General features: G+C 71.5%; 22 protein-coding genes and 5 tRNA genes. 12 read left to right on the top strand and 15 right to left on the bottom strand.

Annotated features, from left to right (window positions below; all coding sequences use genetic code 11):
* Positions 1-12: 12 nt before the first annotated feature.
* The 4 genes from DA075_RS20725 to DA075_RS20710 all read right to left on the bottom strand — a co-directional run bounded on the left by DA075_RS20725 (position 13) and on the right by DA075_RS20710 (position 3,341).
* Positions 13-591 (bottom strand): hypothetical protein, encoded by a 579-nt coding sequence (locus DA075_RS20725; RefSeq protein WP_099954828.1) that lies wholly within the window; start codon positions 589-591, stop codon positions 13-15.
* The gene (locus tag DA075_RS20720) at positions 581-1,480 is read right to left on the bottom strand and encodes a ParA family protein (RefSeq protein WP_099954827.1); all 900 of its coding nucleotides are present in this window, start codon (positions 1,478-1,480) and stop codon (positions 581-583) included. The genes DA075_RS20725 and DA075_RS20720 overlap by 11 nt, the downstream gene beginning before the upstream one ends.
* A gap of 163 nt (positions 1,481-1,643) precedes the next feature.
* Positions 1,644-2,522, bottom strand: a complete 879-nt coding sequence (locus tag DA075_RS20715) for a hypothetical protein (protein ID WP_123834373.1) — start codon at positions 2,520-2,522, stop codon at positions 1,644-1,646.
* A gap of 126 nt (positions 2,523-2,648) precedes the next feature.
* Positions 2,649-3,341 (bottom strand): 2OG-Fe(II) oxygenase, encoded by a 693-nt coding sequence (locus DA075_RS20710; RefSeq protein ID WP_099954825.1) that lies wholly within the window; start codon positions 3,339-3,341, stop codon positions 2,649-2,651.
* 405 nt (positions 3,342-3,746) lie between these two features.
* On the opposite strand from DA075_RS20710, the gene DA075_RS20705 reads away from it, so the two are divergent.
* The 3 genes from DA075_RS20705 (at position 3,747) to DA075_RS20695 (ending at position 5,886) form a co-directional block, all read left to right on the top strand.
* Positions 3,747-5,537: an ABC transporter ATP-binding protein/permease gene (locus DA075_RS20705; RefSeq protein ID WP_099954824.1), complete on the top strand. Its 1,791-nt coding sequence runs from the start codon at positions 3,747-3,749 to the stop codon at positions 5,535-5,537.
* A 72-nt stretch (positions 5,538-5,609) separates the two neighbouring features.
* Positions 5,610-5,684, top strand: a tRNA-Val gene (locus tag DA075_RS20700).
* Between the two features lie 127 nt (positions 5,685-5,811).
* Positions 5,812-5,886: transfer RNA gene (locus DA075_RS20695), tRNA-Val, on the top strand.
* Between the two features lie 241 nt (positions 5,887-6,127).
* On the opposite strand, the gene DA075_RS20690 is transcribed toward DA075_RS20695, so the two are convergent.
* The 4 genes from DA075_RS20690 to DA075_RS20675 all read right to left on the bottom strand — a co-directional run bounded on the left by DA075_RS20690 (position 6,128) and on the right by DA075_RS20675 (position 9,008).
* Positions 6,128-6,853: an SOS response-associated peptidase gene (locus DA075_RS20690; protein ID WP_099954823.1), complete on the bottom strand. Its 726-nt coding sequence runs from the start codon at positions 6,851-6,853 to the stop codon at positions 6,128-6,130.
* A gap of 16 nt (positions 6,854-6,869) precedes the next feature.
* The gene (locus DA075_RS20685) at positions 6,870-7,865 is read right to left on the bottom strand and encodes a magnesium transporter CorA family protein (RefSeq protein WP_099954822.1); all 996 of its coding nucleotides are present in this window, start codon (positions 7,863-7,865) and stop codon (positions 6,870-6,872) included.
* 136 nt (positions 7,866-8,001) lie between these two features.
* Positions 8,002-8,502, bottom strand: a complete 501-nt coding sequence (locus tag DA075_RS20680; RefSeq protein ID WP_099954821.1) for a YbaK/EbsC family protein — start codon at positions 8,500-8,502, stop codon at positions 8,002-8,004.
* 209 nt (positions 8,503-8,711) lie between these two features.
* The gene (locus tag DA075_RS20675; protein ID WP_099954820.1) at positions 8,712-9,008 is read right to left on the bottom strand and encodes a hypothetical protein; all 297 of its coding nucleotides are present in this window, start codon (positions 9,006-9,008) and stop codon (positions 8,712-8,714) included.
* 211 nt (positions 9,009-9,219) lie between these two features.
* Here DA075_RS20675 and hrpB point away from each other — a divergent pair, with 211 nt between their 5' ends.
* Positions 9,220-11,709, top strand: coding sequence for an ATP-dependent helicase HrpB (hrpB, locus tag DA075_RS20670; RefSeq protein ID WP_099956702.1), 2,490 nt, complete (start codon positions 9,220-9,222; stop codon positions 11,707-11,709).
* A 334-nt stretch (positions 11,710-12,043) separates the two neighbouring features.
* Positions 12,044-14,473: a sensor domain-containing protein gene (locus DA075_RS20665; protein WP_099954819.1), complete on the top strand. Its 2,430-nt coding sequence runs from the start codon at positions 12,044-12,046 to the stop codon at positions 14,471-14,473.
* A gap of 10 nt (positions 14,474-14,483) precedes the next feature.
* Here DA075_RS20665 and DA075_RS20660 read toward each other — a convergent pair whose 3' ends face one another.
* The 3 genes from DA075_RS20660 to aroA all read right to left on the bottom strand — a co-directional run bounded on the left by DA075_RS20660 (position 14,484) and on the right by aroA (position 18,207).
* Complete coding sequence (locus tag DA075_RS20660) at positions 14,484-16,106, bottom strand: ABC-F family ATP-binding cassette domain-containing protein (protein WP_099954818.1); 1,623 nt, start codon at positions 16,104-16,106, stop codon at positions 14,484-14,486.
* Positions 16,107-16,216: 110 nt separating this feature from the next.
* Positions 16,217-16,849 carry a (d)CMP kinase gene (gene cmk / locus DA075_RS20655; RefSeq protein WP_099954817.1) on the bottom strand — a complete coding sequence of 211 codons (633 nt, stop codon included), beginning with the start codon at positions 16,847-16,849 and terminating at the stop codon, positions 16,217-16,219.
* 8 nt (positions 16,850-16,857) lie between these two features.
* Positions 16,858-18,207 carry a 3-phosphoshikimate 1-carboxyvinyltransferase gene (gene aroA, locus DA075_RS20650; protein ID WP_099954816.1) on the bottom strand — a complete coding sequence of 450 codons (1,350 nt, stop codon included), beginning with the start codon at positions 18,205-18,207 and terminating at the stop codon, positions 16,858-16,860.
* 172 nt (positions 18,208-18,379) lie between these two features.
* Here aroA and DA075_RS20645 point away from each other — a divergent pair, with 172 nt between their 5' ends.
* The 6 genes from DA075_RS20645 (at position 18,380) to DA075_RS20615 (ending at position 21,241) form a co-directional block, all read left to right on the top strand.
* Positions 18,380-18,766, top strand: a complete 387-nt coding sequence (locus DA075_RS20645) for a TIGR02300 family protein (protein ID WP_099954815.1) — start codon at positions 18,380-18,382, stop codon at positions 18,764-18,766.
* A 211-nt stretch (positions 18,767-18,977) separates the two neighbouring features.
* Positions 18,978-19,053, top strand: a tRNA-Ala gene (locus DA075_RS20640).
* A 95-nt stretch (positions 19,054-19,148) separates the two neighbouring features.
* Positions 19,149-19,224: transfer RNA gene (locus tag DA075_RS20635), tRNA-Ala, on the top strand.
* A gap of 95 nt (positions 19,225-19,319) precedes the next feature.
* Positions 19,320-19,395, top strand: a tRNA-Ala gene (locus DA075_RS20630).
* Positions 19,396-19,663: 268 nt separating this feature from the next.
* Positions 19,664-19,906 carry a hypothetical protein gene (locus DA075_RS20625; protein ID WP_099954814.1) on the top strand — a complete coding sequence of 81 codons (243 nt, stop codon included), beginning with the start codon at positions 19,664-19,666 and terminating at the stop codon, positions 19,904-19,906.
* A 444-nt stretch (positions 19,907-20,350) separates the two neighbouring features.
* Positions 20,351-21,241 (top strand): LysR family transcriptional regulator, encoded by an 891-nt coding sequence (locus DA075_RS20615; RefSeq protein ID WP_099954812.1) that lies wholly within the window; start codon positions 20,351-20,353, stop codon positions 21,239-21,241.
* A gap of 1 nt (position 21,242) precedes the next feature.
* Here the strand turns inward: DA075_RS20615 and DA075_RS20610 are convergent, their stop codons facing one another.
* The 3 genes from DA075_RS20610 to DA075_RS20600 all read right to left on the bottom strand — a co-directional run bounded on the left by DA075_RS20610 (position 21,243) and on the right by DA075_RS20600 (position 24,899).
* A complete protein-coding gene (locus DA075_RS20610; RefSeq protein ID WP_099954811.1) occupies positions 21,243-21,905 on the bottom strand; it encodes a glutathione S-transferase family protein in 663 nt (220 codons plus the stop codon).
* Positions 21,902-23,128 (bottom strand): ABC transporter substrate-binding protein, encoded by a 1,227-nt coding sequence (locus tag DA075_RS20605; protein WP_099956701.1) that lies wholly within the window; start codon positions 23,126-23,128, stop codon positions 21,902-21,904. The genes DA075_RS20610 and DA075_RS20605 overlap by 4 nt, the downstream gene beginning before the upstream one ends.
* Before the next feature lie 157 nt (positions 23,129-23,285).
* The gene (locus DA075_RS20600) at positions 23,286-24,899 is read right to left on the bottom strand and encodes an acyl-CoA synthetase (RefSeq protein ID WP_099954810.1); all 1,614 of its coding nucleotides are present in this window, start codon (positions 24,897-24,899) and stop codon (positions 23,286-23,288) included.
* 200 nt (positions 24,900-25,099) lie between these two features.
* On the opposite strand from DA075_RS20600, the gene DA075_RS20595 reads away from it, so the two are divergent.
* Positions 25,100-25,576 carry an NUDIX hydrolase gene (locus DA075_RS20595; RefSeq protein ID WP_099954809.1) on the top strand — a complete coding sequence of 159 codons (477 nt, stop codon included), beginning with the start codon at positions 25,100-25,102 and terminating at the stop codon, positions 25,574-25,576.
* Positions 25,577-25,609: 33 nt separating this feature from the next.
* Here the strand turns inward: DA075_RS20595 and DA075_RS20590 are convergent, their stop codons facing one another.
* Entirely contained in the window at positions 25,610-25,804 is a 195-nt protein-coding gene (locus DA075_RS20590; RefSeq protein WP_099954808.1) for a hypothetical protein, read from the bottom strand.
* Between the last annotated feature and the right edge of the window lie 22 nt (positions 25,805-25,826).

Below are 25,826 nucleotides of genomic sequence, written 5' to 3'. Positions count from 1 at the left end.
GCAGAAACCCGATCACTCCTGCTGGCGCGGGCGCCGCGGCGGGCGGGCCGCCATGGCGGCGGAGGCGAGGGCGTCGGCGGGGCCCGTCTTGCCGCGGGCCGGGATGCGCGCCTTCGCGGGGGGCGGCGCGGGCTCGGGCGCCGCGGACGGCTCGGCGGGGGTATCGACGGGGGCCTTGGCAGCAGGCTTGGGCGTGGCCGTCCCCTTGGCCGTCCCCTTGGCCGGCGCCTTCGCGGGTTTCGGCTTCGCCGCCGGGGCTGCGACCGGGTCGAGATCGGCGGCGAGGGCCATCAGGTGGCGGCGATGCGTGACGGCCGGCCCGTCCTTGAGGTCCGGGTGGTGCTTGTCGAGGCGGGTGACCAGGGCCTTGACCTCGGCATCCTTCAGCCCGTCGACGATCAGCGCCAGGGGCTGGGGGCCGAGCGCCTCGCGCACCGCGCGCAGGCCCGCCAGGTCGAGGGTCTTGGCCTTCAGCTGCTTCGTCACCAGGGCGTGGGCGGCCTTGGTGACGTCGCTGCGGATCGCCGGAAACGCCTCCGGCGCCTCCGCGATCGCGCACAGGACCGCGAGGCCGTCGATCTCAAGCGCCATCCAGGGCCTCCTTCAGTTCGGTCACCACCGGCGTGATCACCTCGCCGATCAGGTCGCGTGTCTGGTCACGATACTTGTTGGCAAAGGTCTGATACTCGAGGGTGAGCGCGTTTGCCAGGGCTGCCGATTGCGGAACCCGGGTCTTGAACAGACGGAACCGCGCCCCTTCCGCAGCGGCGCTCTCCTGGAGGGTGGCGTAGGTCGTCGCCTGCTGCTTGGTGTTCTGCCAGCGGGTGATGAGCACGTGCGGCGGGCGCTTGGGCGCCAGCATGCTCTCCGAGGCGCTGCCGACCCCCCAGATCGTCTCGTAGAACGCCTTGAGCCCGTAGGTGGAGAGGAAGTCCGAGATGCAGGCGACCACGACGAGGTCGCTCGCCCGGATCGCCACCTCGGTCATCGGCGAGATGCCGGGCGCGCAGTCGAACAGCACGTAGCCGTACTGCTCGCGCAGCGGCGCGAAATCCTCCTGGAAGAGCTTCCACAGATGGCCCTCGATGGCGTGCATCGAGTATTTGCGCTTGGTGAGCGCGTAGATGATCTCGCGCTCGACGATGCGTAGCGACGGGCCGGAGGCGAGCAGCGAGATCGGCAGCGGCTCGCCGAGATGCGTGGTGCTGCTGACGTAGTCGCGGATGAAGTCCGGCAGGGCGGCCTTGTCGCGGTCGACGATGCGCAGGCCGAGATAGTAGTCGAGGGTGCGGCCCCCGGTGATCATCTCGGCCAGGATGCCGTCGCCGGCAAAGCACACCGAGGCGCTGGCCTGCGGATCGAGGTCGATCACCAGCACCGAGGCGCCGCCGGCGGCGAGCGCGTCGGCCAGCATCACCACGCTGGTCGTCTTGCCGACGCCGCCCTTCATGTTGGCGACCGCGACGAGCTTGCCGGTCATGCGCGCGAGCCCGGCCGCAGGACGGGGACGCGGGTCCGCAGCGGCGACGCGGCGGGCGGGCGGGACGGGGCCATCGGGGCTCTCTTCACGGCGGGCCCCTTTTCCACCACCGGTGTTTGCGCCGAGTCAAGCCCGGTTGCAGGCGGTTTTCCGGATCTGCCCCTCAGCCGCCGGCGCAGCGGGTATAGGTGGTCGAACCGCGCTCGCTCGCCCAGGTCAGCCGGCTTCCCGCCACGGTCAGGCGTACCCGCGAGGTCCAGCGGCGGCCGGCGCTGCGGCAGGCGGCGGTGACGGTCCAGGTGCGGCCGTCGCGCCGCCTGTCGCGGAACTGGCACAGGGTCTTGCCGGCTTGGGCGCTTCCCGGCCGGATCACGGCGGGCAGGAAGCCGTGACGGGCGGAGCGGCTCCGGGCGCAGGCCGCGGCGCTGGGGCCCCACACGCCCGTATAGGCCGGCGCGGTCTCCTCCTCGTCGTCCTCGGCCGTCGCCTCGGCCTGGCGCGCGTCGGTCTGGCGCGGAATCTCCCGCACGGAGGCCGCGCGCCCGGCCGGGCGCGCGGCGGCCCGGATCTCTGTCTGCGTTTCTTGTCGCGTCTCCTGCCGCATCTCCCGCTTCGTCGGCTGCGCCACGGCCCGGGCAGGTGCGCCCGGGGCGCGCTCCTCCGGATCGTCATCGGGCGCGAGGTCGTGAGCCGGCGCGGCCTTCACCGGGCCGAAGCCGGAATCCTGTGGCGATTCCCGCAACGAAGCTGCCCCCTCCTGCGGCGCGCCGTCGCGGGCGCCGATCCGGCCCGGCGGCTCGCGCCAGCCGCTCGCCGGCTGGCCCGCCTCCGGGGGTATCGCATCCGGCGGCGGACGGCGGCGGTAGATCGGGATCGTGGAGCGGTAGGGCTTCGACAGGACCGGCGGATCGGCGGGCAACTCGAGGTCCGACTGCGCGACGGCCCGGCCCGGTCCGGCCATCCAGGCCGCACCGGCCAGCACGAACAGGCCGGCCAAGTGCAGCCCGGCCAAGTGCAGGCCCGCGCGGTGAAACGCCCTCATGATGCCCCCAAGCGTCCCCCGGCGGATGCCGGTGGTCAAGTCTTAGAGCGCCCGCGAACCCCGTGGACATGGGTGACGGGGCCGAGCACGCAGCGAAATCGTCGGTGTCGCCCGGCGGACACTGTCCTAACGGCCGAAAATGCCTTTCAGGAACTGCGCCGTGCGGTTGCGCTTGCGCTTGCGCTCCAGCTCGGCCGCGTCCTTCACCCAGGCGACCTGCACCACCCGGCGCTCGCCTTCGAAGGGCCGGTGGCCGTGCCAGGAATTGTCCGCCCGCAGGAAGGCGAACATCGTCCCCATCGTCGGCGGCACCTCGACCGCGTAGGGCTCGAACCGCTCGCCGTCGTAGAGAACGCGCAGGCGCCCGGCCTCCGGCGCGTCCCACTCGTCGTTCATGTAGACGAGCAGCGTCATCACCTTCGAGGGGCCGTCGGTGTGAATCGCACCGTATTTCGGCTGCGAGCGGCGCATGATGGTGGTGAGCCGCGGGCACGAGACGAGGTCGATTCCGAACTTCTCGCTCAGGACCCGCGAGAAGTCGTCGCTCTCGAGCTCCTCGATCAGGTCCTTGAAGCGGCCGGTGAGCTGCACCTCGTCCACCGTGAGGTAGCCGGGCTTGGCGATGGCCGGGAAGTCGCGCTTCAGGTCGGCGACCGCCTCGGATCGCAGGACCTGCCGGCCCAGGAAGTAATGGTAGGGATCGTGCGCGACGGGGGCGGCGCGCACCGCATCGACGTCCAGGATCGAGAGGGACGACGTGGGAAGGGACGACTCGGAGTGGGACGACTCAGAGCGGGACGACTTGGAGAGGGACGACATGGGATGATCGCACTCGTCAGGTCTGGCGGCGGCAGGTCTCGCGACAGTGAAGCCCGCAACCTGCCGGGAAACCCCCGGACCATCGCGGCCGATTGCGGCGGCGGCGGGGCACCGCGGCCCTAGGTCTCACGGCACGTGCCGCCCTGCCGCAGGTGAACGGGGTTTAACTTGCAACGGCAACGGCGCCATGGTCCTGCCACGGGGCTGACCCATGGCGGGTCGCAAGGCCACGGGCTTGGTGCTTCTCGCGAAACGCCCGCCGCGCCGGCGCTGCCGGCGACGGTGACCGGGGTTTCGCGAGGGACACGTGGGCGCGGCGCGCTGTTGACCGCCACCGAATCACCGGCCCGCCCGCAACAGGCGGGCCCGCTTGAGGTCCGCCCGCCGGGCGGCCTGGAGACCGCGATGCACGGCTTGAAGCAGGCCCTCCTGCAGATCTGGCGCCTGGCCTATCCCTATTACACGACCCGCGAGGTCACGACGGTGCGGCTGTGGCCGCTGCCGGCGGTGCAGATGCAGGAGCGCTGGGTGGCGCTCACCATGGCGGTCCTGGTGATCGGCATCGAGTTCGCCCAGGTCGCCATCAACGTGCGCCTGTCGTACTTCAATCGCGACTGGTTCAACGCCATCCAGGGCAAGGACGCCGCCGCGTTCTGGTCGCTGCTGTTCTCGGTGTTCTGCCTCTGGGCCGCGGTCTACGTGGCAAGTGCGATCATTCAGTACGTGATCCAGTCGTTCCTGCGGATCCGCTGGCGGGCCTGGATGACGCGCCACTACGTCGACCGCTGGCTCGGCAACGATACTCATTACCGCATGGGGTTCGCCAGTGCCCAGGCCGACAACCCCGACCAGCGCATCGCCGACGACATCGACCAGTTCACCCAGACCACCCAGACGCTGACCATCAGCTTCCTGTCGGCGGTCTCGAACCTGGTCTCGTTCTCGGTGATCCTGTGGAACATCTCGTCCGCCTTCACGGTGCCGGGGACCGACTGGCACGTGCCGGGCTTCCTGGTCTGGGGCGCGCTGATCTATTCGGCTCTGGTCACCTGGCTCACCCACCGCATCGGCCGGGCGCTGGTCGGGCTCAATTTCGAGCAGCAGCGCCGCGAGGCGGATTTCCGCTTCTCCCTCGCCCGCCTGCGCGAATACGGCGAACAGGTGGCCCTGCTCGGCGGCGCCCGGGCCGAGCGGGCCTCGCTCGGTGAGCGCTTCGGCGCGCTGATCCAGAACTTCTACGCCATCGTCGACCGCCGCAAGAAGCTCGCCGCCTTCACGGTCAGCTACCAGCAGGTCAACGTCGTGATCCCGTACATCCTGGTCGCGCCCTACTATTTCGCCGGCCAGATCCCGCTCGGGGTGATGACCCAGACCGCCGGGGCGTTCTCGCGCGTCGAGGGCACGATGTCGTTCTTCATCACGTTCTACGTGACGCTGGCCGACTACAAGGCGCAGGTCGACCGGCTCACCACCTTCGACGCGGCGATGGCCCGGGCCGACGCGATGGCGGCGGGAAGCGCCCTGTCGGTCGCGCCGGCGGACGGCGCCGGCCTCCACCTCAACGGCCTCGCCCTCGACCTGCCGGACGGGCGGCGCATCGCCGAGGCCCCGTCCCTCTCCTTCCGGCCCGGCGAGACGACTCTGCTCACCGGCCCCTCAGGTTCGGGCAAGTCGACGCTGTTTCGCGCCATCGCGGGCATCTGGCCCTTCGGCGAGGGCACGGTCACGACGCCGGAAGGTGCGCGCCTGATGCTGCTGCCGCAGCGGCCCTATCTGCCGATGGGGACCTTGCGCGCCGCCGCCACCTATCCGGAGCCCACGGGGCGCCACGACGACGCCGCGATCCGGGCGGCCCTCGAGGCGGCCCGCCTGCCCCACCTCGCCGCCCGCCTCGACGAGGAGGCGCCCTGGGCCCAGGCCCTGTCCCTCGGCGAGCAGCAGCGCCTCGCCATCGCGCGGGCGCTCCTGGCGCGTCCCGACTGGCTGTTCCTCGACGAGGCCACCGCCGCCCTCGACGAGCCGACCGAGGCCGCGCTCTACCGCATGCTGCGCCACGAGCTGCCGGGCACGACGATCGTCTCGATCGGCCACCGCTCGACCCTGACCGCCTTCCACGACCGGCGGATCGACATGACCCGGCGCGAGGACGGCCGCTTCGTGCCGACGGAGCTCGTCGCGACGGTGCCGGCGCAGTAGCGGTTCCCGTCACCCTTGGGGCGACGAAGCGCCTTGACGCGCTGCGTCGCCCCGCCTAGAAGCCGGCTCACAGGGCGCGTAGCTCAGCGGGAGAGCATTCGCTTCACACGCGAAGGGTCACAGGTTCAATCCCTGTCGCGCCCACCACGCTTTTGGAAGTTCAACGGCTTGCGTCCGTGGCGTCCCGTGCCACGCGGCCTCACCGTCGAAGAGGTTCGGTCCACGATGAGGCTGCCGGTCCGGCGCCGCATCATACCCGCAGGGACCGATCATCGGGCGCGTAGCTCAGCGGGAGAGCATTCGCTTCACACGCGAAGGGTCACAGGTTCAATCCCTGTCGCGCCCACCATTCTTTCCATCGAGAGCACCAATCGTCGCAGAGCCTGACCGGCTCTCTCGGCGAGTCTGGGACGCTTCCGGTCGCCCCAGGGCTCACCGTAGGCGCGAGCCCGGGATCCGAGACGCAAGCGGTTCAGGACGGGGCCGGAACGCGGCCTGCGCATTGTTCCAACGCCTGTCCGTCCCGGTTACGGGCTCCGCTGCGCGGCCGCGACACGAGCGGAGGCGATGCGGTCGTGCGCGACGACGGCTCAGAACAACGATCCCTGCGCCTCGGTCTTCCGCTCCGGCGGCTTCGGCGCCGGCATATCCTCGTCCGGCCGCAGCAGGTCCGGCGCGTCGTTGCGCACGTCGTTCACCCGCCGGCTCGCCGGCGCGAGGTCGAGCCACTCCTCCGGCGCCGGCCGGCACATTGCGCTTGCCTGTCCCGCATCGACGTCCCGCATGTCGAGCCAGCGTTCGACGCCCTCCGGCGACAGGATCGCCGGCATGCGCTCGTGGATGCCGGCGAGCAGCCCGTTGGCCCCGCAGGTGACGATCGCCGCGGTGTCGATCTCCGAGCCGTCGCGGCTGCTCCAGGTCTCCCACAATCCGGCCAAGGCCATCGGGCGGCCGTCGGCGCGGCGGATCGCGTAGGGCGCCTGGCCGCGGGGGCCGCCGCGGCGCCACTCGTAGAAGCCGTCGGCCAGGAACACGCAGCGCCGGTAGCGCAGGGCATTGCGGAAGCTCGGCTTCTCGGAAGCCGTCTCGATCCGGGCATTGATGACGAGGGGGAACTCGTCCGGATCCTTGACCCAGGCCGGCAGGAAGCCCCAGCGCATCAGCACGAAGCGCCGCCGCCCGTGCTCGGCGGTGACCACCGCCACCGGCTGGGTCGGCGCGACGTTGTGGCGGGCCGGGAAGTTCGGCTGCTCGGCGTACCCGTAGGTCTCCCGGAAGGTCTCGGGCGAGGAGGTGACGAAGAAGCGGCCGCACATGCCAGGTCTCGCCCCCCTACAGCCAGCGCTTCCAGCGGAAGAAGGCGTAGGGCAGGATCGCCGCCACCACCATCATCACCACCGCCATCGGGTAGCCGAAGCCCCATTCGAGCTCCGGCATCATCTTGAAGTTCATGCCGTACATCGAGGCGATCAGGGTCGGCGGCATGAACACCACCGCCATGACCGAGAACAGCTTGATGATGTTGTTCTGCTCGAGGTTGACGAGGCCGAGCGTGGCGTCGAGCAGGAACTGGATTTTTCCCGACAGGAAGCTGGCATGCTCCTCGAGCGACTGCAGGTCGCGCAAGGTGGAGCGGACTTCCTCGCGGATCTCGCGGGGGGCCTTGCTGGCCCGGTAGCTCGCCGAGAGCGAGAGCAGGATGCGCTCGACCGAGACCAGGCTCTCGCGCTGCTGCGACAGGAGCTCGTTGTGGCGCCCGAGGGTGCGCAGGGTGTTCTGCAATTCGGCGTTGCGGGCGCTCGGGTCGGAATGCTCGGCGAAGATCAGGCGCGAGAGCCGGTCGATGCGCTCGCCCTGGAGCTGGAGCACGTCGGCGGCGCGGTCGATCACGGTCTCGATCAGGCCGGCCAGGATCGCCTCGCCGGTCAGCATCACCCCGGCCGGCCGCGCCGCCCGGTGCACGAACATCCGGAACGCCTGCGGGTCGTCGTAGCGCACCGTGGCGAGCTTGTTGTCGCGCAGGATGAAGGTGACGCCGGTGAGCTGTGCGTCGTCGGTATCGACCCGGCAGAGCAGACGCCCGGTCATGTAACGGGCGCCGTTCTCGACGTAGAGCAGCTCCGAGGGCTCGATGTCCTGCATCTCCTCCCGGGTCGGAATCGAGATGCCCAGGAAGGCCTCGACCTTGTTGTCCTCCTGGCGGGTCGGCTCGATCAGGTCGATCCAGAGCGCGTCCGGCGGGATCGGCTCCGACATCTCGAGCAGGCGCCGCTCCAGGAGCGGCTGACCGGTGCTGGCGCAGGCATTCGGCTGATGGACGAAGATCAAGGGCGGTCTCGGACGACAGGGGCGTGACGGAGGGGCCTTGTGGCCCGGCCGCTTGAAGGCTCCGTGACAGCTAGGTCACGGACATCCCGATTGTCGATGACGCCGGATCCACAGCCGCCCGTGTTTTCGCGTTCGGTCAGGTCGCTGCCGCCTGGTCGGCATCGCCCTCCCCGGGCGGCGGCTGGCAGACGTCGATCCACTCCGCCCCGGTCAGCGCGGCCATGCGCTCGGGCGTGATCCGCACCGCGCTGTTCGGGGAACCCGCCGCCGGCACCACCTCGTCGAAGGCCTTGAGGCTGACGTCGCAATAGACCGGAAGCGGCGTGGCGAGGCCGAACGGGCAGACGCCGCCGACGGGATGGCCGGTGATCGCCTCGACCTCCTCGGGCCCGAGCATCCGGGGCTTGGTCCCGAAGGCGGCCTTGGCCTTGCGGTTGTCGAGGCGGGCATCGCCCCGGGCCACCAGCAGCACCACGCGCTCGCCGAGGCGCAGGGACAGGGTCTTGGCGATGCGGGCCGGCTCGACGCCGTGGGCGGCGGCGGCGAGGGCCACGGTGGCGGAACTCGCTTCGGTCTCGAGCAGGGCGAGATCGGGCGCGCGCGCAGCAAGGTCGGCCTTGACGGAAGCGAGGCTCATCGGCGGGTGGTCCCGCGCGACGGAAGAGACAGGGTCACGGGCGGGCTCTCACGGATCGAGGGGGGCCGGTCCGGCTCCCTCGCCCGGAGCGGCGTCGCGCGCAAGCCCCGTGTTGCGTCCCTTCCTCGTCTCGGACCCATCCGGAAGACGGAGGGCCGGGTCGCGAGCGCGCTCCTGCGCGCCCGCCATCGTTCTTCGGTCGCGAGGACTCAGTAGCGCGGGCCGCCCGTGGTGTTGCCAAGCTGCTGCTGGTAGCCCCGGCGCGACGGGTTGCGCGCGTTCGGGTCGCCGGCCCGCATGTTGTTGCGGCGCATCATGCGACGCATGTGGCGGTCGTGCCGCTTCATGCGGTGGTAGTGGTGATGGCGGCGCATGGCGACGTGCTCGACCGTCGACTCCGCACCGGCGACGGCCGGGGCGGGGCCGGTCACGGCGGCCGAGGCCGGGGTCAGGGCGAGACCGCCCAGCAGCACGCTTGCCGCCAGGGCCAGGGTCAGAGACTTCATCGCGGTGTACTCCAGCCGGTGGCCCCCTCGGCCAACCCAAGCGTCAATCTCTCGCCCCGCCCGCGGTTCCGCAGCGACATGAGAAATCATCGGGAAAAATTCCTCGGAGACTACGCAGGAGACCACGCTGAGGGATCGGCGGAGTAGCGCCCCCGGGCCGGTCTCCGGGCCGGGCTTGCGCCGCCGCGGCGCCTCCGCCATCCCGGCGCCCATGCGCGCCATTTCCTCCCTGCCGATCGACGCCGTCCTCGGCGACCTCGCGACCGCCCTGGCGGAGCCCGCCGGCCGACCCAACGCGGTGCTGGTGGCGCCGCCGGGGGCGGGCAAGACCACCCGGGTGCCGCTCGCCCTCCTGGAGGCGCCGTGGCGCGGCGACCGCCGGATCATCCTCCTGGAGCCGCGCCGCCTCGCCGCCCGGGCGGCGGCCGAGCGCATGGCCGCGACCTTGAGCGAGGCGGTCGGCGAGACGGTGGGCCTCAGGGTGCGCCTCGGCTCCAAGGTCTCGGCCCGCACCCGGATCGAGGTCGTCACCGAAGGCGTGTTCGCCCGCATGATCCTGGACGACCCGGAGCTCGACGGTGTCGCCGCGGTGCTGTTCGACGAGTTCCATGAGCGCTCGCTCGACGCCGATCTCGGCCTGGCGCTGGCGCTCGACGCGCAAGGCGCCCTGCGGGAGGACCTGCGGCTCCTGGCGATGTCGGCGACCCTCGACGGCGCCCGGGTGGCCGCGCTGATGGGCGACGCCCCGGTGATCCTGTCGGAAGGCCGGGCCTTCCCGGTCGAGACCCGCCACCTCGACCGCGACCCGCAGACGCGCATCGAGGACGCGGTGACCGACGCGGTGATGCGGGCGCTCAGGGCCGAGCCCGGCTCGGTCCTGGCCTTCCTGCCGGGGCAGGCCGAAATCCGCCGCACCGAGGAGCGCCTGAGCGAGCGCCTCGCCGATTTTCCCGAGGTCGACCTCGCCCCGCTCTATGGCGCCCTCGACCGGGGCGAGCAGGACCGGGCGGTGCGGCCGAGCCCGGCGGGCCGCCGCAAGGTGGTGCTCGCGACCTCCATCGCCGAGACCTCGCTCACCATCGAGGGCGTGCGGGTGGTGGTCGATTCGGGCCTCGCCCGGGTGCCGGTCTACGAGCCGGATCTCGGCCTGACCCGCCTCGTCACCCAGCGCGCCTCCCGCGCCTCCGTCGACCAGCGCCGGGGCCGCGCCGGCCGCACGCAGGCCGGCATCTGCTACCGGCTGTGGTCGGAGGCCGCGACCGGCGCGCTCGAGCCCTTCACCCGGCCCGAGATCCTGGCCGCCGACCTCGCCGGGCTGGTGCTCGACTGCGCCGCCTGGGGCGTCGCCGATCCGACGACCCTGCCCTTCCTCGACCCGCCCCCGGCTCCGGCCCTGGCCGAGGCCCGCGCGCTGCTCATCGGCCTCGACGCCCTCGACGGCGACGGCCGCCTGACCCCGTCCGGCCGGGCGCTCCGCGCCCTTCCCCTGCCGCCGCGCCTCGCCCGCATGGTGGTGAGCGCCGCGGAAAACGGCCGCGAGGCGGCGCGGCACGCCGCCGATCTCGCGGCCGTGCTGGTGGAGCGCGGCCTCGGCGGCGATGCCGTGGACCTGACCGAGCGGGTCGAGCGCTATCGCCGCGACCGCTCGGGCCGGGCCGAGGACATGCGCCGCCTCGCCGCCGGCTGGGCGAGGATGGCGGTGGGAATGGTCGCGCCGGCGGGTGGCGAGACGCCCGACACCGGCACGCTCCTGGCGCTGGCCTATCCGGACCGGATCGCCCGGGCCCGCGGCCGGCCGGGCGAGTACGTCCTGGCCAATGGGCGGGGCGCCGCCCTCGATCCCGCCGCCGGCCTCGCCCGCGAGCCGTTCCTGGCGGTGGCCGAGATCGTCGGCAAGGCCTCGGCCGCGCGCATCCTGGCCGCCGCGCCGATCGCGCTCCCCGCCATCGAGGCCCTGTTCGCCGACCGGATCGAGGCCCGCACCCGGGTCGAGTTCGACCCCGAGGCGCGCTCCTTACGCGCCCGGGCGCAGCGCCGCCTCGGCGCCGTCTCCCTGGCCGAGCGGATCCTGCCGGTCCCGCCCGATGCCGACAGCGCCGCGATCCTGGCCCGCGGCCTCGCCGGCCTCGGGATCGGTGCCCTGCCCTGGTCGAAGGCGGCGCAGCAATGGCGCGAGCGGGTGATGTTCCTCCGCTCCGCCGAGGGCGAGCCCTGGCCCGACCTTTCGGATTCCCACCTCGCCGAGACCCTGCCCGACTGGCTCGGGCCGCATCTCGCCGGTCTCACCCGCCTCGACGAGATCGGCGCGGACCGGCTCTCGGATGCCCTGCACGACCTCGTGCCGTGGTCGTTGCGCGCCCGCCTCGACGCCGAGGCGCCGACCCATATCGAGGTGCCGACGGGCTCGCGCATCCCGGTCGATTACGCCGCCGAGGGCGGGCCGGTTCTCGCCGTGCGGGTGCAGGAGCTGTTCGGCCTCACCCGCCACCCGACCATCGGCGGCGGGACGGTGCCCCTGGTGCTGCACCTGCTCTCGCCGGCCCAGCGCCCGATCCAGATCACCCGCGACCTGCCGGGCTTCTGGCGCGGCTCCTGGGCGGCGGTGCGCGCCGACATGCGCGGCCAGTATCCCCGCCATCCCTGGCCCGAGGACCCGACCACCGCCCCGCCGACCCGGCGCGCCAAGCCGCGGGGGACGTGACGCCGCCGATCCCGGTCGTCCGGACGCGGCTCGGTGCGAGAGTCCTCCGGACCGAGAGACGGCTCGCGCTGCATCGGCGGCCGGCCGGTCGCCGGTCTCGCCCCGATTCGGTCCTCGCCGCCCCTTCGGCCCGGGCGCGCGCGGCCTCGATCTCCCGCGGGACGGGGTTCCGCTCGCCGTCGAGGCCGAGGCGGTCTCGTTGCGGTGAGAGGAACCAACGGTCTCCCCGCCCGTGCCCCAACCCACAGGTAGCAGGGCTTCCGCGGTTACAATTCCAGAAAGGAAATCGCAGCGATTGTGTGAGACTCAAGAGGCGCTCGTAGAAGACCGCGTGATGCTGCCCGACGATCTCGACACCTTCGCCGCCGACTGGGTCTGGGAGACCGATGCGGAGCTTCGGCTGACACGGGTGTCCGGGCGCTACGCGGCGCTGACGGGCGAGGCCGAGCCGCTCGGGCGGCCCTGGCCGGGGCTCGACGGCGATCCGGGTGACGACGCGCCGCTCAAGAGCCCGATCCCGTTCCGGGACGTGATCCGGCCGCACCGCCACCGCGACGGGCGGACCCGATGGTTCCGGTTCGGCGGAGCGCCGCTCTTCGCGGTGGACGGAACCGTCACAGGGTGGCGCGGCGTCTGCGCCGCGCTGTCCGGCCCGGCGCTCGCGCAGCTCGAACAGGCGCGGCGCTGCGAGGAGCAGACGCGACGCTGCGAGGAGCAGACGCGACGCTTCGAGGCGGTGGTGGAGAATCTTCCCCTCGGCGTCAGCCTGTTCGATGCCGACCTGCGGCTGATCGCCCACAACGACCGGCTCCGCGATCTCTTCGGGCTACCGCCGGAGCTGCTGCGCCTCGGCACGCCGCTCGAGAGCATGATCCGCACCAGCGCCGAGGCCGGCAACTACCTGCACCTGAACCCCGACGAGGCCTGGGCCTTCGTCTCCGCGCGCATCGCGCAGCGGGTCCGGCTGCAGCGCGAGCGGCACTTGCCGAACGCCCGTCTGCTCAAGACCACCATCGCGCCGCTGCCGGACGGCAGCACCATGGTGGTGCACGAGGACGCGACCGACCGGGCGCGGGCCGATGCGCGACTGGCCGAGCAGAACCGCTGGCTCGACCATGCCCTGACCCACATGTCGCACGGCCTCGTCCTGTTCGACGCCGATCACCGGGTCACGGTCGTCAACCGACAGTTCCTCGACCTCTACGGCCTGTCGCCCGAGACGGTGCGTCCGGGCATCACCGCCGAGGAGCTGATCCACCGCCGCACCGAGGCTGGCAATTTCCCGGGCCTGCGGCCCGAGGAGGCCTGGCGGCAGGTGCGCGAGCGGCTGGCCACCCGCACCCGCTACCGACTCGACCAGACGCTGATCGACGGACGGGTGATCGCCGTCACCTACGCGCCGACGCCGGAGGGCGGCTTCGTGACGGTGCACGAGGACGTCACCGCCGCCAAGCGCGCCGAGGCGCAGATCGTCCACATGGCCCGCCATGACGCGCTGACCGGCCTGCCCAACCGCGCCCTGCTGCACGAGGCCCTGGCGGAGGCTTTGGCCAAGGAATCGGCATCTGGCGGCGGCGCCACGGCGGTCCTGTGCCTCGACCTCGACCGGTTCAAGAACGTCAACGACACCCTCGGCCACGCCGTCGGCGACAAGCTGCTGCGCGAGGTGACCGCCCGGCTGACCGCCGCGATCCGCGACAAGGCGGAGGCCGGCGCCGCGACCCTGGCCCGGCTCGGCGGCGACGAGTTCGCGGTGATCCTGCAGCCGACCTCGCGCTTCCGGGCCGGGCGCCTCGCCGGCCGGCTGATCGAGGCGGTCGGACGCGACTACGAGATCGACGGCAAGCGCGTCGCGGTCGGCCTCAGCATCGGCATCGCGCTCACCCCGACGGACGGGCAGGATTCCGAGGGCCTGCTGCGGGCCGCCGACATGGCGCTCTACCGCGCCAAGGCGGAAGGTCGGGGCGTCCACCGCTTCTTCGAGCCCGCCATGGACGTGGCGATCCAGGCCCGGCGCGGCGTCGAACTCGATCTCCGGGTGGCTCTGGCCGAGCAGCAATTCGCCCTGGCGTTCCAGCCGTTCCTGGACCTGGCGAGCAACCGGATCGCCGGGTTCGAGGCGCTGCTGCGCTGGCACCACCCGGTCCGGGGCGTGGTGAGCCCCGCCGCCTTCGTGCCGATCGCCGAGGAGACCGGCATGATCGTGCCGCTCGGCGAGTGGGTCCTGCGCCAGGCCTGCCGCGAGGCGGCGCGCTGGCCGCAAGCCTTCCGGGTCTCCGTGAACCTCTCGCCGGTGCAGTTCCGCAGCGCCGACATCGACGCCACCGTGATCGCCGCCCTGCGCGAGGCGAATCTCGATCCGCACCGGTTGGAACTCGAGATCACCGAGGGCGTGCTCCTGCAGGACAATCCCTCGACGCTGGCCATCCTGCACCGCCTCAAGGGGATCGGGGTGCGCATCGCCATGGACGATTTCGGCACCGGCTACTCGTCGCTCGGCTACCTGCGGGCCTTCCCGTTCGACAAGATCAAGATCGACCGCGCCTTCGTGGCCGACCTCTCGGTGCGGACCGACGCGCTCGCCATCGTGCGGGCGGTGACGACGCTCGCCGACAGCCTCGGCATGACCACCACCGCCGAGGGCGTCGAGACCGAGGAGCAGCTCGCCCAGCTGCGGGCGGCGGGCTGCACCGAGGTCCAGGGTTACCTGGTCAGCCGGCCGGTGGCGGCGGAGGCGGTGGCGCCGATGCTGCAGGGAGCGTGAGCGAGGCCCCTCAGTGCCGCAAGCCCGGCGCCTCGCGCCCGGTCTTCTCGACATATTCCGAGTACCCGCCGCCATATTGGTGGATGCCGTCGGGCGTCAGCTCGAGCACCCGGTTCGACAGGGCGGCGAGGAAGTGCCGGTCGTGCGAGACGAACAGCATCGTGCCCTCGTACTGCGCGAGCGCGGCAATCAGCATGTCCTTGGTGCCGACGTCGAGGTGGTTGGTCGGCTCGTCGAGGACGAGGAAGTTCGGCGGGTCGTAGAGCATCCTGGCCATGGCGAGGCGGGCCTTCTCGCCGCCCGAGAGCACGCGGCAGCGCTTCTCGACGTCGTCGCCCGAGAAGCCGAAGCAGCCGGCCAGCGTGCGCAGCGAGCCCTGCCCGGCCTGCGGGAAGGACTCTTCCAGGAACCCGAACACCGTGCGCTCGCCGTCGAGGATGTCCATGGCGTGCTGGGCGAAGTAGCCGAGCTTGACGCTGGCCCCGATCGTCACGCTGCCCGCATCCGGCGCGGTGGTACCGGTGGCGAGCTTGAGCAAGGTCGACTTGCCGGCGCCGTTGACGCCCATCACGCACCAGCGCTCCTTGCGGCGGATGCCGAAATCGAGCCCGTCATAGATCGTTCGGCTGCCGTAGCTCTTGCGCACCGATTTCAGGCTGATCACGTCGTCGCCCGAGCGGGGCGCGGTGGGGAAGTCGAACGCCACGCTCTGGCGGCGGCGGGGCGGCTCGACGCGCTCGATCTTGTCGAGCTTCTTCACCCGGCTCTGCACCTGCGCGGCGTGCGAGGCGCGCGCCTTGAAGCGCTCGATGAACTTGATCTCCTTCGCCAGCATCGCCTGCTGGCGCTCGAACTGCGCCTGCTGCTGCGCCTCGTTCTGCGCCCGCTGCTGCTCGTAGAAGGCGTAGTCGCCCGAATAGGTCGTGAGCGAGCCGGCGTCGATCTCGATGATCTTGCCGACGATCCGGTTCATGAACGCCCGGTCGTGCGAGGTCATCAGCAGGGCGCCGTCGAAGCCCTTGAGGAAGTCCTCGAGCCAGATCAGGCTCTCGAGGTCGAGGTGGTTGCTCGGCTCGTCGAGGAGCATCACGTCCGGGTTCATCAGGAGGATGCGGGCGAGCGCGACGCGCATCTTCCAGCCGCCCGACAAAGCGCCGACATCGCCCTCGATCATCTCGGGGGCGAAGCTCAGGCCGGCCAGCACCTCGTGCGCCCGGCCCTCCAGCGCGTAGCCGCCGAGCTCCTCGAACCGGCCCTGGACCTCGCCGTAGCGCTCGACCAGCGCCTCCATCTCGTCGGCCCGGTCGGGATCGGCGAGCGCCGTCTCGATCTCGCGCAGCTCGGCCGCGATCGCGCTCACGGGACCTGCGCCGTCCATCACCTCGGACAGCACGCTGCGGCCGGCCATCTCGCCGACATCCTGGCTGAAATACCCGATGGTGATGCCGCGGTCGGTCGAGACCTGGCCCTCGTCGGGCTGCTCCTCGCCGGTGATCATCCGGAACAGGGTCGTCTTGCCGGCGCCGTTGGGGCCGACGAGCCCGACCTTCTCGCCGCGCTGCAACGCCGCCGAGGCCTCGATGAAGAGGAGCTGGTTGCCGTTCTGCTTGCCGATCTTGTCGAGGCGGATCATGGGGATAGGGTGTCCGAAAAGAGGAGCGCGCCGGACCGGGACCGGGCCGCGCGCTTGACGCAGTCAGAATCGTGCCACGGCTTCGCGGCGCGCCGGTATCGGGCGTCGGGTCAGTCCCGCGCCCCGCCCCGCCCGTCGACCACGTCGGTGGCGGCCCGGAAGGCGGCATCGGCGTCGAGCGCCGTGGTGTCGAGCACCACCGCGTCCTCCGCCACCCGCAGGGGGGCGGCGGCGCGGTCGGCGTCGCGGGCGTCGCGACGCAGGATGTCGGCCAGCACCGCCTCGTAAGCGACCGGCTCGCCGCGGCCGCCGAGCTCGCGGTGGCGGCGCCGGGCGCGCTCCTCGGCGGAAGCGGTCACGAACAGCTTCACGGCGGCGTCCGGGCAAACCACGGTGCCGATGTCGCGCCCGTCGAGCACGGCGCCCTCGGCCGAGCCGGCGAAGCGGCGCTGCCAGTCGAGGAGCGCGGCGCGCACCGCGGGTTGCGCCGAGACGATCGAGGCCGCCTCGCCCATGGCGCTCCCGCGCAGGCGGGGATCGGCGAGGAAGGCCGGGTCGAGCCCCCGCGCCGCGGCGGCGGCGGCGTCCGCGTCGGCGAGGTCCCGCTCCGCATCGAGGAGCGTCAGCGCCACCGCCCGGTAGAGCAGGCCGGTATCGAGGTGCGGCAGGCGGTAATGCAGTGCCAGGCGCTTGGCGAGCGTGCCCTTGCCGGAGGCCGCCGGCCCGTCGATCGCGATGACCATCGGCGACCTCATGCGGTGAATCCGGCGCCGAGCGCCTGCATGTCGGCGAGGAAGGCGGGGTAGCTCGTCGCGATCATGGCGCCGTCGTCGACCGTCACCGGCTGCCGGGCCACCATCCCGAGGACCAGGAACGCCATGGCGATGCGGTGGTCGAGATGGGTCTCGACCGTGCCGCCGCCCTGCGGGGCCGCGCCGTCGCCGTGGACGATCAGGTCGTCGCCCTCGACCGTGTGGGGGACGCCGTTGACCTTCAGCCCCGCCGCCACGGCGGCGAGGCGGTCGGATTCCTTGACGCGCAGCTCGTGCAGGCCCTGCATCCGGGTGGTGCCCTGGGCGCAGGACGCCGCCACGGCCAGCACCGGGTACTCGTCGATCATCGCCGGCGCCCGCTCAGGGGGCACCGCGACGCCCCTGAGGCGGCTGTGGCGCACCCGCAGGTCGGCGACGGTCTCGCCACCCTCCTCGCGCTCGTTCAGCCGCTCGATGTCGCCGCCCATCTCGAGGAGCGTGGTCAGGAGGCCGGTGCGGAGGGGATTCATCATCACCCCCTCGATCACCACCTCCGAGCCCGGCACCACCAGGCCGGCGACGAGCGCGAAGGCGGCCGAGGACGGATCGGCCGGCACCACCACGTCGGTGGCCGTGAGGGTCGGCTGGCCGGTGAGCGCGATCCGCCGGCCGTGGCCGCCGGGACCAATCGCCTCGACCTCGACCTGCGCGCCGAACAGGCGCAGCATCCGTTCGGTATGGTCGCGGGTCGCGGCCGCCTCCACCACCGTGGTAACGCCCGGGGCGTTGAGTCCGGCGAGCAGCACCGCCGACTTCACCTGCGCCGAGGCGACCGGGCTCTCATAGGTGATCGGCACCGCCTCGCGGGGCCCGCGCAGGGTGAGCGGCACCCGGCCGCCCTCGGCCTGCTCCACCACCGTGACGCCCATCTGCACCAGCGGATCGAGGATCCGGCGCATCGGCCGCTTGCGCAACGAGGCGTCTCCGTCGAAGGTCGCAGTGACCGGATGGCCGCCGACCACGCCCATCATCAGCCGCGAGCCGGTGCCGGCATTGCCGAAATCGAGCACGCCCTGAGGGTCCGACAGGCCGCCGACGCCGACGCCGCGCACCCGCCAGCGTCCCTCCCCGTCGCGGTCGATGCCGGCACCGAGCGCCTTGGCGGCGGCGGCGGTGCGCAGCACGTCGTCGCCCTCCAGGAGGCCCTCGATGCGGGTCTCGCCGAGGCTGAGCAGCCCGAGGATGATCGCCCGGTGCGAGATCGACTTGTCGCCGGGCGGCCGCAGCCGGCCCCGCAGGGCCGTCCCGGGCTGGGCGGTGATCGGGGACGGGGTGGAATCGTGCGACACGGGCAGACGGCCTGGTTCTCGAGAATCGCGGGAAGAAGCGCGGGAAAACGGCCGGGTCGTTAGCACGCGGGCACCGCCGCGTCATCCGCCGGCCCCACAGGTATTTGACAGGGCTGGCGGGCGCGACTAACCGGACCCACTCTTATCCGACATCGACAGGAACGTGACTACCGTGGCCAGACCGGAACTCGGCTTGAAGCGCCAGTGCATGAGCTGCGGCGCGAAGTTCTACGACCTCAGCAGGGACCCTGCCGTGTGCCCGAAATGCGGCACCGTCTATCAGGTCGCCGCCCTCTCCACCACCCGCGTCCCCGCCCCTGCCATCGCCAACCGCGCCCCGCGCGAGGAGGAGGCCGAGGAGGAGGCCGGCGCCCCCGAGATGGTGTCCCTCGACGAGGTCGAGGCTGCCGAGGACGGCGCCGACGTGTCGGTCGACGACGACACCGATGTGGGCGATGCCGGCGGCGACGACGATACCTTCCTGGAGGAGGACGAGGAGAGCGGCGACGACGTCTCCGACTTCATCGACGGCGACATCGAGAGCGACGAGGAATCCTGATTCCCCCGGGGCGGGCGGCGGCGACGGGGCCAGCCTCGTCCCAACCCCCTGATCCGTCTCAGGAACTCGCGACAGTCACGAAAACTTCGCGAAGACCCGCCCCAAGGGCTTGTGTCCGGCGCCGCACCCCCCTATACCGCCGCTCACCGACGGCGCCCCCGCAAGGAGCGCCGGTCCGGTTCCGGGACGGATCCCATACGTCCTGCAGCGTGGGGCTATAGCTCAGCTGGGAGAGCGCTTGAATGGCATTCAAGAGGTCAGCGGTTCGATCCCGCTTAGCTCCACCAAATCACCTCAGGCTCCGCCTGGCGTGATCCGATCGCAGCCCGCGATCAACCTAGAACGAGACCCGCCGGCGTTCCCAGCGCCGCGGCTGATGGATGGGGCTATAGCTCAGCTGGGAGAGCGCTTGAATGGCATTCAAGAGGTCAGCGGTTCGATCCCGCTTAGCTCCACCACATCACCTCAGGCTTCGCCTGACCTGATCCGATCGCTGCCAGCGATCACGCGACGACGAGACCCATCGGCGTTCCCGGCGCCGTGGATGACGGATGGGGCTATAGCTCAGCTGGGAGAGCGCTTGAATGGCATTCAAGAGGTCAGCGGTTCGATCCCGCTTAGCTCCACCATCCTTCCCCTCGATTTGATCTGATCCTGATGCGGGCCGCTCTTGCGGCCTTTTTGCGTTTGGCTCGGGTGCGTCGATCGCGGGTCGTGGCGTGGAATTTCCTTTCCTATCGGTAGCGCCATTCCTCGCGGGACAGCCTTGCCCCGGCGAGGACCCCGCATTCGGCCAGGCGGGTCGGGGTTCGAACCGAGGGTTGACGAATCCTTGACGGCGATCTCATTTGTCCGCATATCGCGGACACTGCTTGCCCGGAACATGGGGCATCCTCGATGGCTGACGCTTCTCTCGATATCACCGAACAAGTCGCACGCGTCCTTCGGTCGAACGAGGAAACGCAGAAGTTCATTGCCGAACAGCGCAAGCTGTTAGCCGAGCAGGCCGAGCATCAAGCGGAAGGTTCCAAGCTGGAGCGCGACCGCGCTCTTGCTCCCTGGCAGATCATCGTCGCCAGCATGGCCGCCGGCGCCGCTCTCTTCGGAGCAGGCGGCGCCTTCATCGAGCTCCTGGCGTGACCTCTGACCGCTTTCGCGAATGCCTCACTCTGCTCCGTTGGTCACAGCGGGGCTTGGCCGAGGCTCTTGCCTGCGATGACCGCATCGTGCGCCGGTGGGCTTCGGGCGACGCGGAGATCCCGGCCGACTTGGCGGCGTGGCTCGAAACGCTCGCCCAGGCCCATGCTGCCGCGCCTGCGCCGACAACCTGGCGGCGGAGGCGGCGTCCCGCTTCTCCCGTCGAGGCGTGAGGCGGGCCAGCCCGATCATGCGGCAAACAGGACATTCGGGCCTCCCGCCGACGAACGACCGGACACCCCGACGCTGCCCCCCACAACGCAGCCAGCACCCGACCCGATTGAAGCCTGGCTGCACCATTCTACCATCCCGGCGCGAACGCGCGGTGCGTCGAGGGGAAACGCGATAGGCGTCGGAGCCTGTCGGCCGAACGAGGAGCGAGGGGCCGTGGATCGGTGGCAGGCCATGCGCATCGTCGCGAAGGTCGCGGAGACGGAGAGCTTCGCCGAGACCGCGCGCCTCTTGCATCTGAGCCCCCCGGTGGTGACGCGGGCGGTGGCGGCTCTGGAGGAGGCGATCGGCGCCCGGCTGTTCGTTCGCACCACCCGGTCGGTGAAGCTCACCGAGGCGGGTGCGCGCTACGTCGCGGATTGCCGGCGCATCCTGGCCGACATCGCCGAGGCCGAGGCCGCGGCGGCCGGGTCCTACGGCATGCCCTCCGGGACGCTCGCGGTGACGGCCCCGATCCTGTTCGGGCATATCCACGTCCTGCCGATCGTCACCGACTACCTCGACGCCTACCCGGCCATGGCGGCCCGCACCCTGTTCGTCGACCGGCCGGTCAACCTCGTCGAGGAGGGCGTCGACGTCGCCATCCGCATCGGCCACCTGTCGGATTCCGGCCTCACCGCCGTGAAGGTCGGGGCGGTGCGCCGCGTCGTCTGCGGGGCTCCGGGCTATTTCGCGCGCCATGGCGTGCCGGCGCGGCCCGCGGACCTGAAAGGACACCGCATCGCGGTCTCGACCGGGGCCTGGGCTTCGCCCGAATGGCGCTTCGCGGACGACGAACGGATGACCATCCGTCCGGCGCTCGAGACCAACACCAACGAGGCGGGCATCACCGCTGCGATCGCCGGCTGGGGCCTGACCCGGGTGCTGCACTACCAGATCGGCCCCGCCCTGCGCGAGAGCCGGCTGCAGATCGTGCTGGCCGAGTACGAGGACGAGCCGCTGCCGATCCACGTGCTCTACCCGGAGGGGCGGCACGCCCCCGCGAAGGTGCGGACCTTCGTCGACCTCGCGGTGGCGCGCTTGCGCGCCACCAAGCTCCTGAACTGAATCAGCCGCCGAGCGGCGAGGGCACCGGCGACACGCCCTGCGCCTCGGCCGCCCGCTGCTCGGCCGCCAGCGCCCGGGCGTAGGACGGCTCGGACTTCAGGCCCTCCCAGTAGGTTCTGGCGAAGTCCGGCAGCTGATCGCCCAAGCCCGCGAACTCGGCCAGCATCAGGGCGTAGCCGATGCTGATATCGGCGGCGGTGAAGCGCCCGGCGCAGACGAAGCGGCGGCCGTCCAGCACCGCGCCGAAGCCCTTGAGCCGCGACAGGAACCATCGCGCATAATCCTCGACGATGCCGGGATTGCGCCGCTCCGGCGGCTCGAACCGGCCGTAGCGCAGCACCAGGGTCTGCGGGAAGGTCAGGGTCGCCTCGCCGAAATGCAGCGCGTTGAGGTAGCGGCCGTATTCCGCCTCGTCGGGCCGCACCCCGAGCCCCCCGGCGCCGTGACGCGCCGCCAGGTACTCGCAGATCGCGGCCGATTCGGTCATCCGCGTGTCGCCGTCCTCGAGGAGCGGGATCGTGCCGAGCGGGTTGAGGGCGAAGTACTCCTTGGCATGGACCCGCGGCGGGAACGGCAGCATCGCCAGCTCGTAGGGCAGGCCGAGCGCCTCGAGGGCACAGAGCGGCCGGAACGAGCGGGCGCCGACGCAGTGATGCAGCTTCATTTCGTCACCAGCGGGCAGTTGCCAGCCTTCAGCGGCCGGAAGGCCTGGTCGGCGGGAATCGTCGAGACCAGGCGGTAATAGTCCCAGGGGCCCTTCGATTCGGAGGGCTTCTTCACCTCGAACAGGTACATCGGGTGGGTCACCCGCCCGTCGGCCCGCACCTCGGAGCGGCCGAACAGGGAATCCTCCGCCGGCACGCGGCGCATCTCGGCCGTGACCGTGGCGGGATCCTTGCTGCCTGTCGCCTTCATGGCCTTCAGGTAATGCATCATGCCCGCATAGACGCCGGCCTGGACCATGGTCGGCATCCGCCCCTTGTGGCGCTCGGCGAAGCGGCGCGACCAGGCACGGGTGTCGTCGTTGAGGTCCCAGTAGAAGGCCTCCGTCAGCACCAGCCCCTGCGCCACCTTGAGGCCCAGCGAATGCACGTCGCTCAGGAAGACCAGCAGGCCGGCGAGGCGCTGCCCGCCCTCGGCGACGCCGAACTCGGCGCCCTGCTTGATGGTGTTGATCGTGTCGCTGCCGGCATTCGCCAGCCCGATCACCTTGGCCTTCGAGCCCTGCGCCTGGATCAGGAACGACGAGTAGTCGGTGGCGGCGACCGGGTGGCGGACCGAGCCCAGCACCTTGCCGCCGTTGCGCTCGACCACCTCCGACACGTCGCGCTCCAGCGCCTTGCCGAAGGCGTAGTCGGCCGTGATGAAGAACCAGGTGTCGCCGCCGCTGCGCACCATCGCGCCGCCGGTGCCGTTGGCCAGCGCCCAGGTGTCGTAGGTCCAGTGGATGGTGTTGGGCGAGCACAGCGCCCCGGTGATCTCCGAGGCGCCGGCGCCGGAATTGATCATCAGCCGGTTCTTCTCGCGCACGATCTGGTGCACGGCGAGCGCCACCGAGGAGAACGGCACGTCCAGCACGACGTCGAGGTCGTCCCGGTCGATCCACTGGCGCACGATGCCGGCGCCGATATCCGGCTTGTTCTGGTGGTCGGCGGAGAGGACCCGGATCTCGAAGTCCGGGTTCTGGGCTTTGAAGTCCGCCGCCGCCATCTCGGCCGCGACCACCGAGCCCTCGCCGGCGAGGTCCGAATAGGGCCCGGCCCGGTCGTTCAGCACGCCCAGGGTGACGCGGGTGGGGCCGGCGGCGTGCGCCTGCGCGAGGGTCAGCAGGGACGCGGCGGCGAGCGCCAGGGCGCGGGACGTTCGGCGAAACGTGGATGTCGGCATCATGTCCTCCCGGTGGTGTATGGCATCCGGTCATTGATCGCCGGATGTCCCGTCATCCTCCATCGTCAGCCCGGCCTCTTCCCTGTCAGGCGAGTTCCGGGACGACGAGGTGCACTCGATACCGTGCGATCGACCGATCGGCGGTCGGAGACCGTCCTCACGCCCCTCCCCCCTCCCTGAGCGCCCGCCGGATGATCTTGCCCGTCGCGGTCATCGGCAGCGCCTCCACGAAGGCGACGTGGCGCGGGTATTCGTGGGCGGCGAGCCGGGTGCGCACGAAATCCTGGATCTCGCGGGCCAGCTCGGGCGTGCCCTCGACCCCGCCTTTCAGCACGATGAAGGCTTTCACCGCCTCGGTGCGGACAGGGTCCGGCACGCCGACGACCCCGCACAACGCCACGGCCGGGTGGCGAAGCAGGCAATCCTCGATCTCGCCGGGGCCGATCCGGTAGCCGGCCGAGGTGATCACGTCGTCGTCGCGGCCGACGAACCACAGGAACCCGTCCGGGCCGCGCCGGCCGAGATCGCCGGTGATCAGCCACTCGCCGATGAACTTCCGCTCCGTCGCCTCCGGGTTGCGCCAGTAGCCGAGGAACATCACCGGGTCGGGCCGGCGCACCGCGATGTGGCCGGTGGCGCCGTCCGGCACCTCTTGGGCCTCGTCGTCGACGATGCGCACGTCGTGGCCCGGCACCGGCCGGCCCATGGCGCCGGGGCGGGCGGGAAACAGGTCGGCGCAGGAGGAGACGACGAGGTTGCACTCGGTCTGGCCGTAGAACTCGTTGACCGGCACGCCGAGCACCGCCTCGCCCCAGGCCAGCATCTCCGCTCCCAGGCTCTCGCCGCCGCTGCCGACGGAGCGCAAGGCGAGCCCCGGATAGGGCGCGGTGCGGGCTTGGCGCATCAGCTTCATGGCGGTGGGCGGCAGGAAGACGTTGCGCACCGCCTGCTCGGCCATCAGCCGGAACGCCGCCTCCGGGTCGAATTTTTTGGCCCGATGCGAGACCACCGGCACGCCGTGGTGCAGGGCCGGCAGCAGCACGTCGAGGAGGCCGCCGATCCAGGCCCAGTCCGCCGGGGTCCAGAACCGGTCGCCCGGTTGCGGCAGGAAGCGCTGGGGCATCTCGACCCCCGGCAGGTGGCCGAGCAGCACCCGGTGGGCGTGGAGCGCCCCCTTCGGATCGCCGGTGGTGCCGGAGGTGTAGATGATGACGGCGGGGTCGTCGGCCGCGGTATCGACCGGCGTGAAGGCGTCGGAGGCACGGGCTGCGAGCGCGTGGAAATCCTCCGCCCCCTCCGCCGGCCCGTCGATGCAGTAGACCCGCTCCAGAGCGGGCAGCGCGTCGCGGATCCCGGCGAGGAGCGCGGCGCCGGCCCGGTCGGTCACCACGGCCCTCGCGCCGCTATGGCCGAGGCGGAAGGCCAGCGCGTCGGGCCCGAACAGCACGAAGAGCGGGATCGTGATGAGCCCGGCGCGAAAGCCCGTGAGATGGGCGACTGCCGTCTCGGGCGATTGCGGCAGCAGCACGCCGATCCGGTCGCCGCGGGCGAGGCCGTGCGCCGCCAGCACGTTGGCGAAGCGGTTCGACAGGCGGCGCAGGTCGTCGAAGCCGTATCGCTGCACGGCGCCGTCGGCGTCGAGATGGATCAGTGCGAGAGGGTTGCCCGGGGCGTGCCGGTCGCAGACGTCGGTGCCGATGTTGTAGCGGGCCGGGATCCGCCAGCGGAATTGCGCTACGAGATCGGCGTAGCTATCCGCACGCTGCAGCATCGGCGGTCCCACCCCTGTTCTTGCGAGGACCGTCGGGCGGTCCTTCGATTGAAACGATCGTTCATTCGTTTTTAGGTGTCAACACGGGTCTCGCGGTCGCGGCGGGTCGCCGTCCGGGCGTCTCCGGGCTTCCGGCGTCGACGCTGCGTCGCGGAGAGTGGAGATGTGATCGCGCGATGGAGGCGAGTGAAGCACGATCGATGACGACCCTGCGCGAACGACCCGCCGCCCGGCTCCTGGTGCTCGACGGCGATCGCCGGCTGCTGCTGTTCCGCTTCGCCTTCCGCACCGGGGCGCTCGCCGGGGAGATGTACTGGGCGACGCCGGGCGGCGGCGTCGAGCCGGGCGAGAGCTTTTCCGACGCCGCCATCCGGGAGCTGCGCGAGGAGACCGGCCTGACCTGCCCGGCGACGGCGCCGATGCTCGGCGAGCGCAGCTTCCCGATGACGATGCCCGACGGCGAGCGGGTCCGGGCACGGGAGCGCTTCTTCGCCGTACGGGCCGGGGACGGCTCTCTCTCCCGCACCGGCTGGACGCCGCACGAGGTCGAGGTTCTGGCCGAGCATCGCTGGTGGTCGCGGGCCGAGCTCGTGGCGCCCGATATGCAGATCTACCCGGAGGATATCGTCGCGTTCTACGACGCGGCCTGCGCCGCCCTGGCAGGCCCGGCGTCCTGAGGGTCCCGCGTCGGACCGCGGGACCGAGTGCCGTCAGAGGCTGGCCAGCTCGGCGTCGAGCGATGCCAGTTCGGTGCGCGCCTGGGAGATCAGGCGGGCGTGCTGGAGTTGGAGGGCGCGGCTGTTGGCGCCGAGGCCCGCGGACGAGCGGATCTCGGCGAGGGTCCGCTCGTAATCCTGGAGCTGCGCTTCGACGCGCCGGCGGCGCTCCGCGAGGGTGTGCGGCATTCCGGTTCCCCTTGGTTGTGGG

The sequence above is a fragment of the Methylobacterium currus genome, from assembly GCF_003058325.1.
In the GTDB taxonomy this organism is placed as follows: Bacteria; Pseudomonadota; Alphaproteobacteria; order Rhizobiales; family Beijerinckiaceae; genus Methylobacterium; species Methylobacterium currus.
Note: the sequence above shows the minus strand (reverse complement) of the source record. Positions and strands in the feature narration are given on the sequence as shown.

Excerpts from the sequence above, each read along its gene's own strand:
- DA075_RS20725 (WP_099954828.1), bottom strand. The coding sequence starts at position 591 with ATGGCGCTTGAGATCGACGGCCTCGCGGTCCTGTGCGCGATCGCGGAG.
- DA075_RS20720 (WP_099954827.1), bottom strand. The coding sequence starts at position 1,480 with ATGACCGGCAAGCTCGTCGCGGTCGCCAACATGAAGGGCGGCGTCGGC.
- DA075_RS20715 (WP_123834373.1), bottom strand. The coding sequence starts at position 2,522 with ATGAGGGCGTTTCACCGCGCGGGCCTGCACTTGGCCGGGCTGCACTTG.
- DA075_RS20710 (WP_099954825.1), bottom strand. The coding sequence starts at position 3,341 with ATGTCGTCCCTCTCCAAGTCGTCCCGCTCTGAGTCGTCCCACTCCGAG.
- DA075_RS20705 (WP_099954824.1), top strand. The coding sequence starts at position 3,747 with ATGCACGGCTTGAAGCAGGCCCTCCTGCAGATCTGGCGCCTGGCCTAT.
- DA075_RS20690 (WP_099954823.1), bottom strand. The coding sequence starts at position 6,853 with ATGTGCGGCCGCTTCTTCGTCACCTCCTCGCCCGAGACCTTCCGGGAG.
- DA075_RS20680 (WP_099954821.1), bottom strand. The coding sequence starts at position 8,502 with ATGAGCCTCGCTTCCGTCAAGGCCGACCTTGCTGCGCGCGCGCCCGAT.
- DA075_RS20675 (WP_099954820.1), bottom strand. The coding sequence starts at position 9,008 with ATGAAGTCTCTGACCCTGGCCCTGGCGGCAAGCGTGCTGCTGGGCGGT.
- hrpB (WP_099956702.1), top strand. The coding sequence starts at position 9,220 with ATGCGCGCCATTTCCTCCCTGCCGATCGACGCCGTCCTCGGCGACCTC.
- DA075_RS20665 (WP_099954819.1), top strand. The coding sequence starts at position 12,044 with ATGCTGCCCGACGATCTCGACACCTTCGCCGCCGACTGGGTCTGGGAG.
- DA075_RS20660 (WP_099954818.1), bottom strand. The coding sequence starts at position 16,106 with ATGATCCGCCTCGACAAGATCGGCAAGCAGAACGGCAACCAGCTCCTC.
- cmk (WP_099954817.1), bottom strand. The coding sequence starts at position 16,849 with ATGGTCATCGCGATCGACGGGCCGGCGGCCTCCGGCAAGGGCACGCTC.
- DA075_RS20625 (WP_099954814.1), top strand. The coding sequence starts at position 19,664 with ATGGCTGACGCTTCTCTCGATATCACCGAACAAGTCGCACGCGTCCTT.
- DA075_RS20610 (WP_099954811.1), bottom strand. The coding sequence starts at position 21,905 with ATGAAGCTGCATCACTGCGTCGGCGCCCGCTCGTTCCGGCCGCTCTGT.
- DA075_RS20605 (WP_099956701.1), bottom strand. The coding sequence starts at position 23,128 with ATGCCGACATCCACGTTTCGCCGAACGTCCCGCGCCCTGGCGCTCGCC.
- DA075_RS20600 (WP_099954810.1), bottom strand. The coding sequence starts at position 24,899 with ATGCTGCAGCGTGCGGATAGCTACGCCGATCTCGTAGCGCAATTCCGC.
- DA075_RS20595 (WP_099954809.1), top strand. The coding sequence starts at position 25,100 with ATGACGACCCTGCGCGAACGACCCGCCGCCCGGCTCCTGGTGCTCGAC.
- DA075_RS20590 (WP_099954808.1), bottom strand. The coding sequence starts at position 25,804 with ATGCCGCACACCCTCGCGGAGCGCCGCCGGCGCGTCGAAGCGCAGCTC.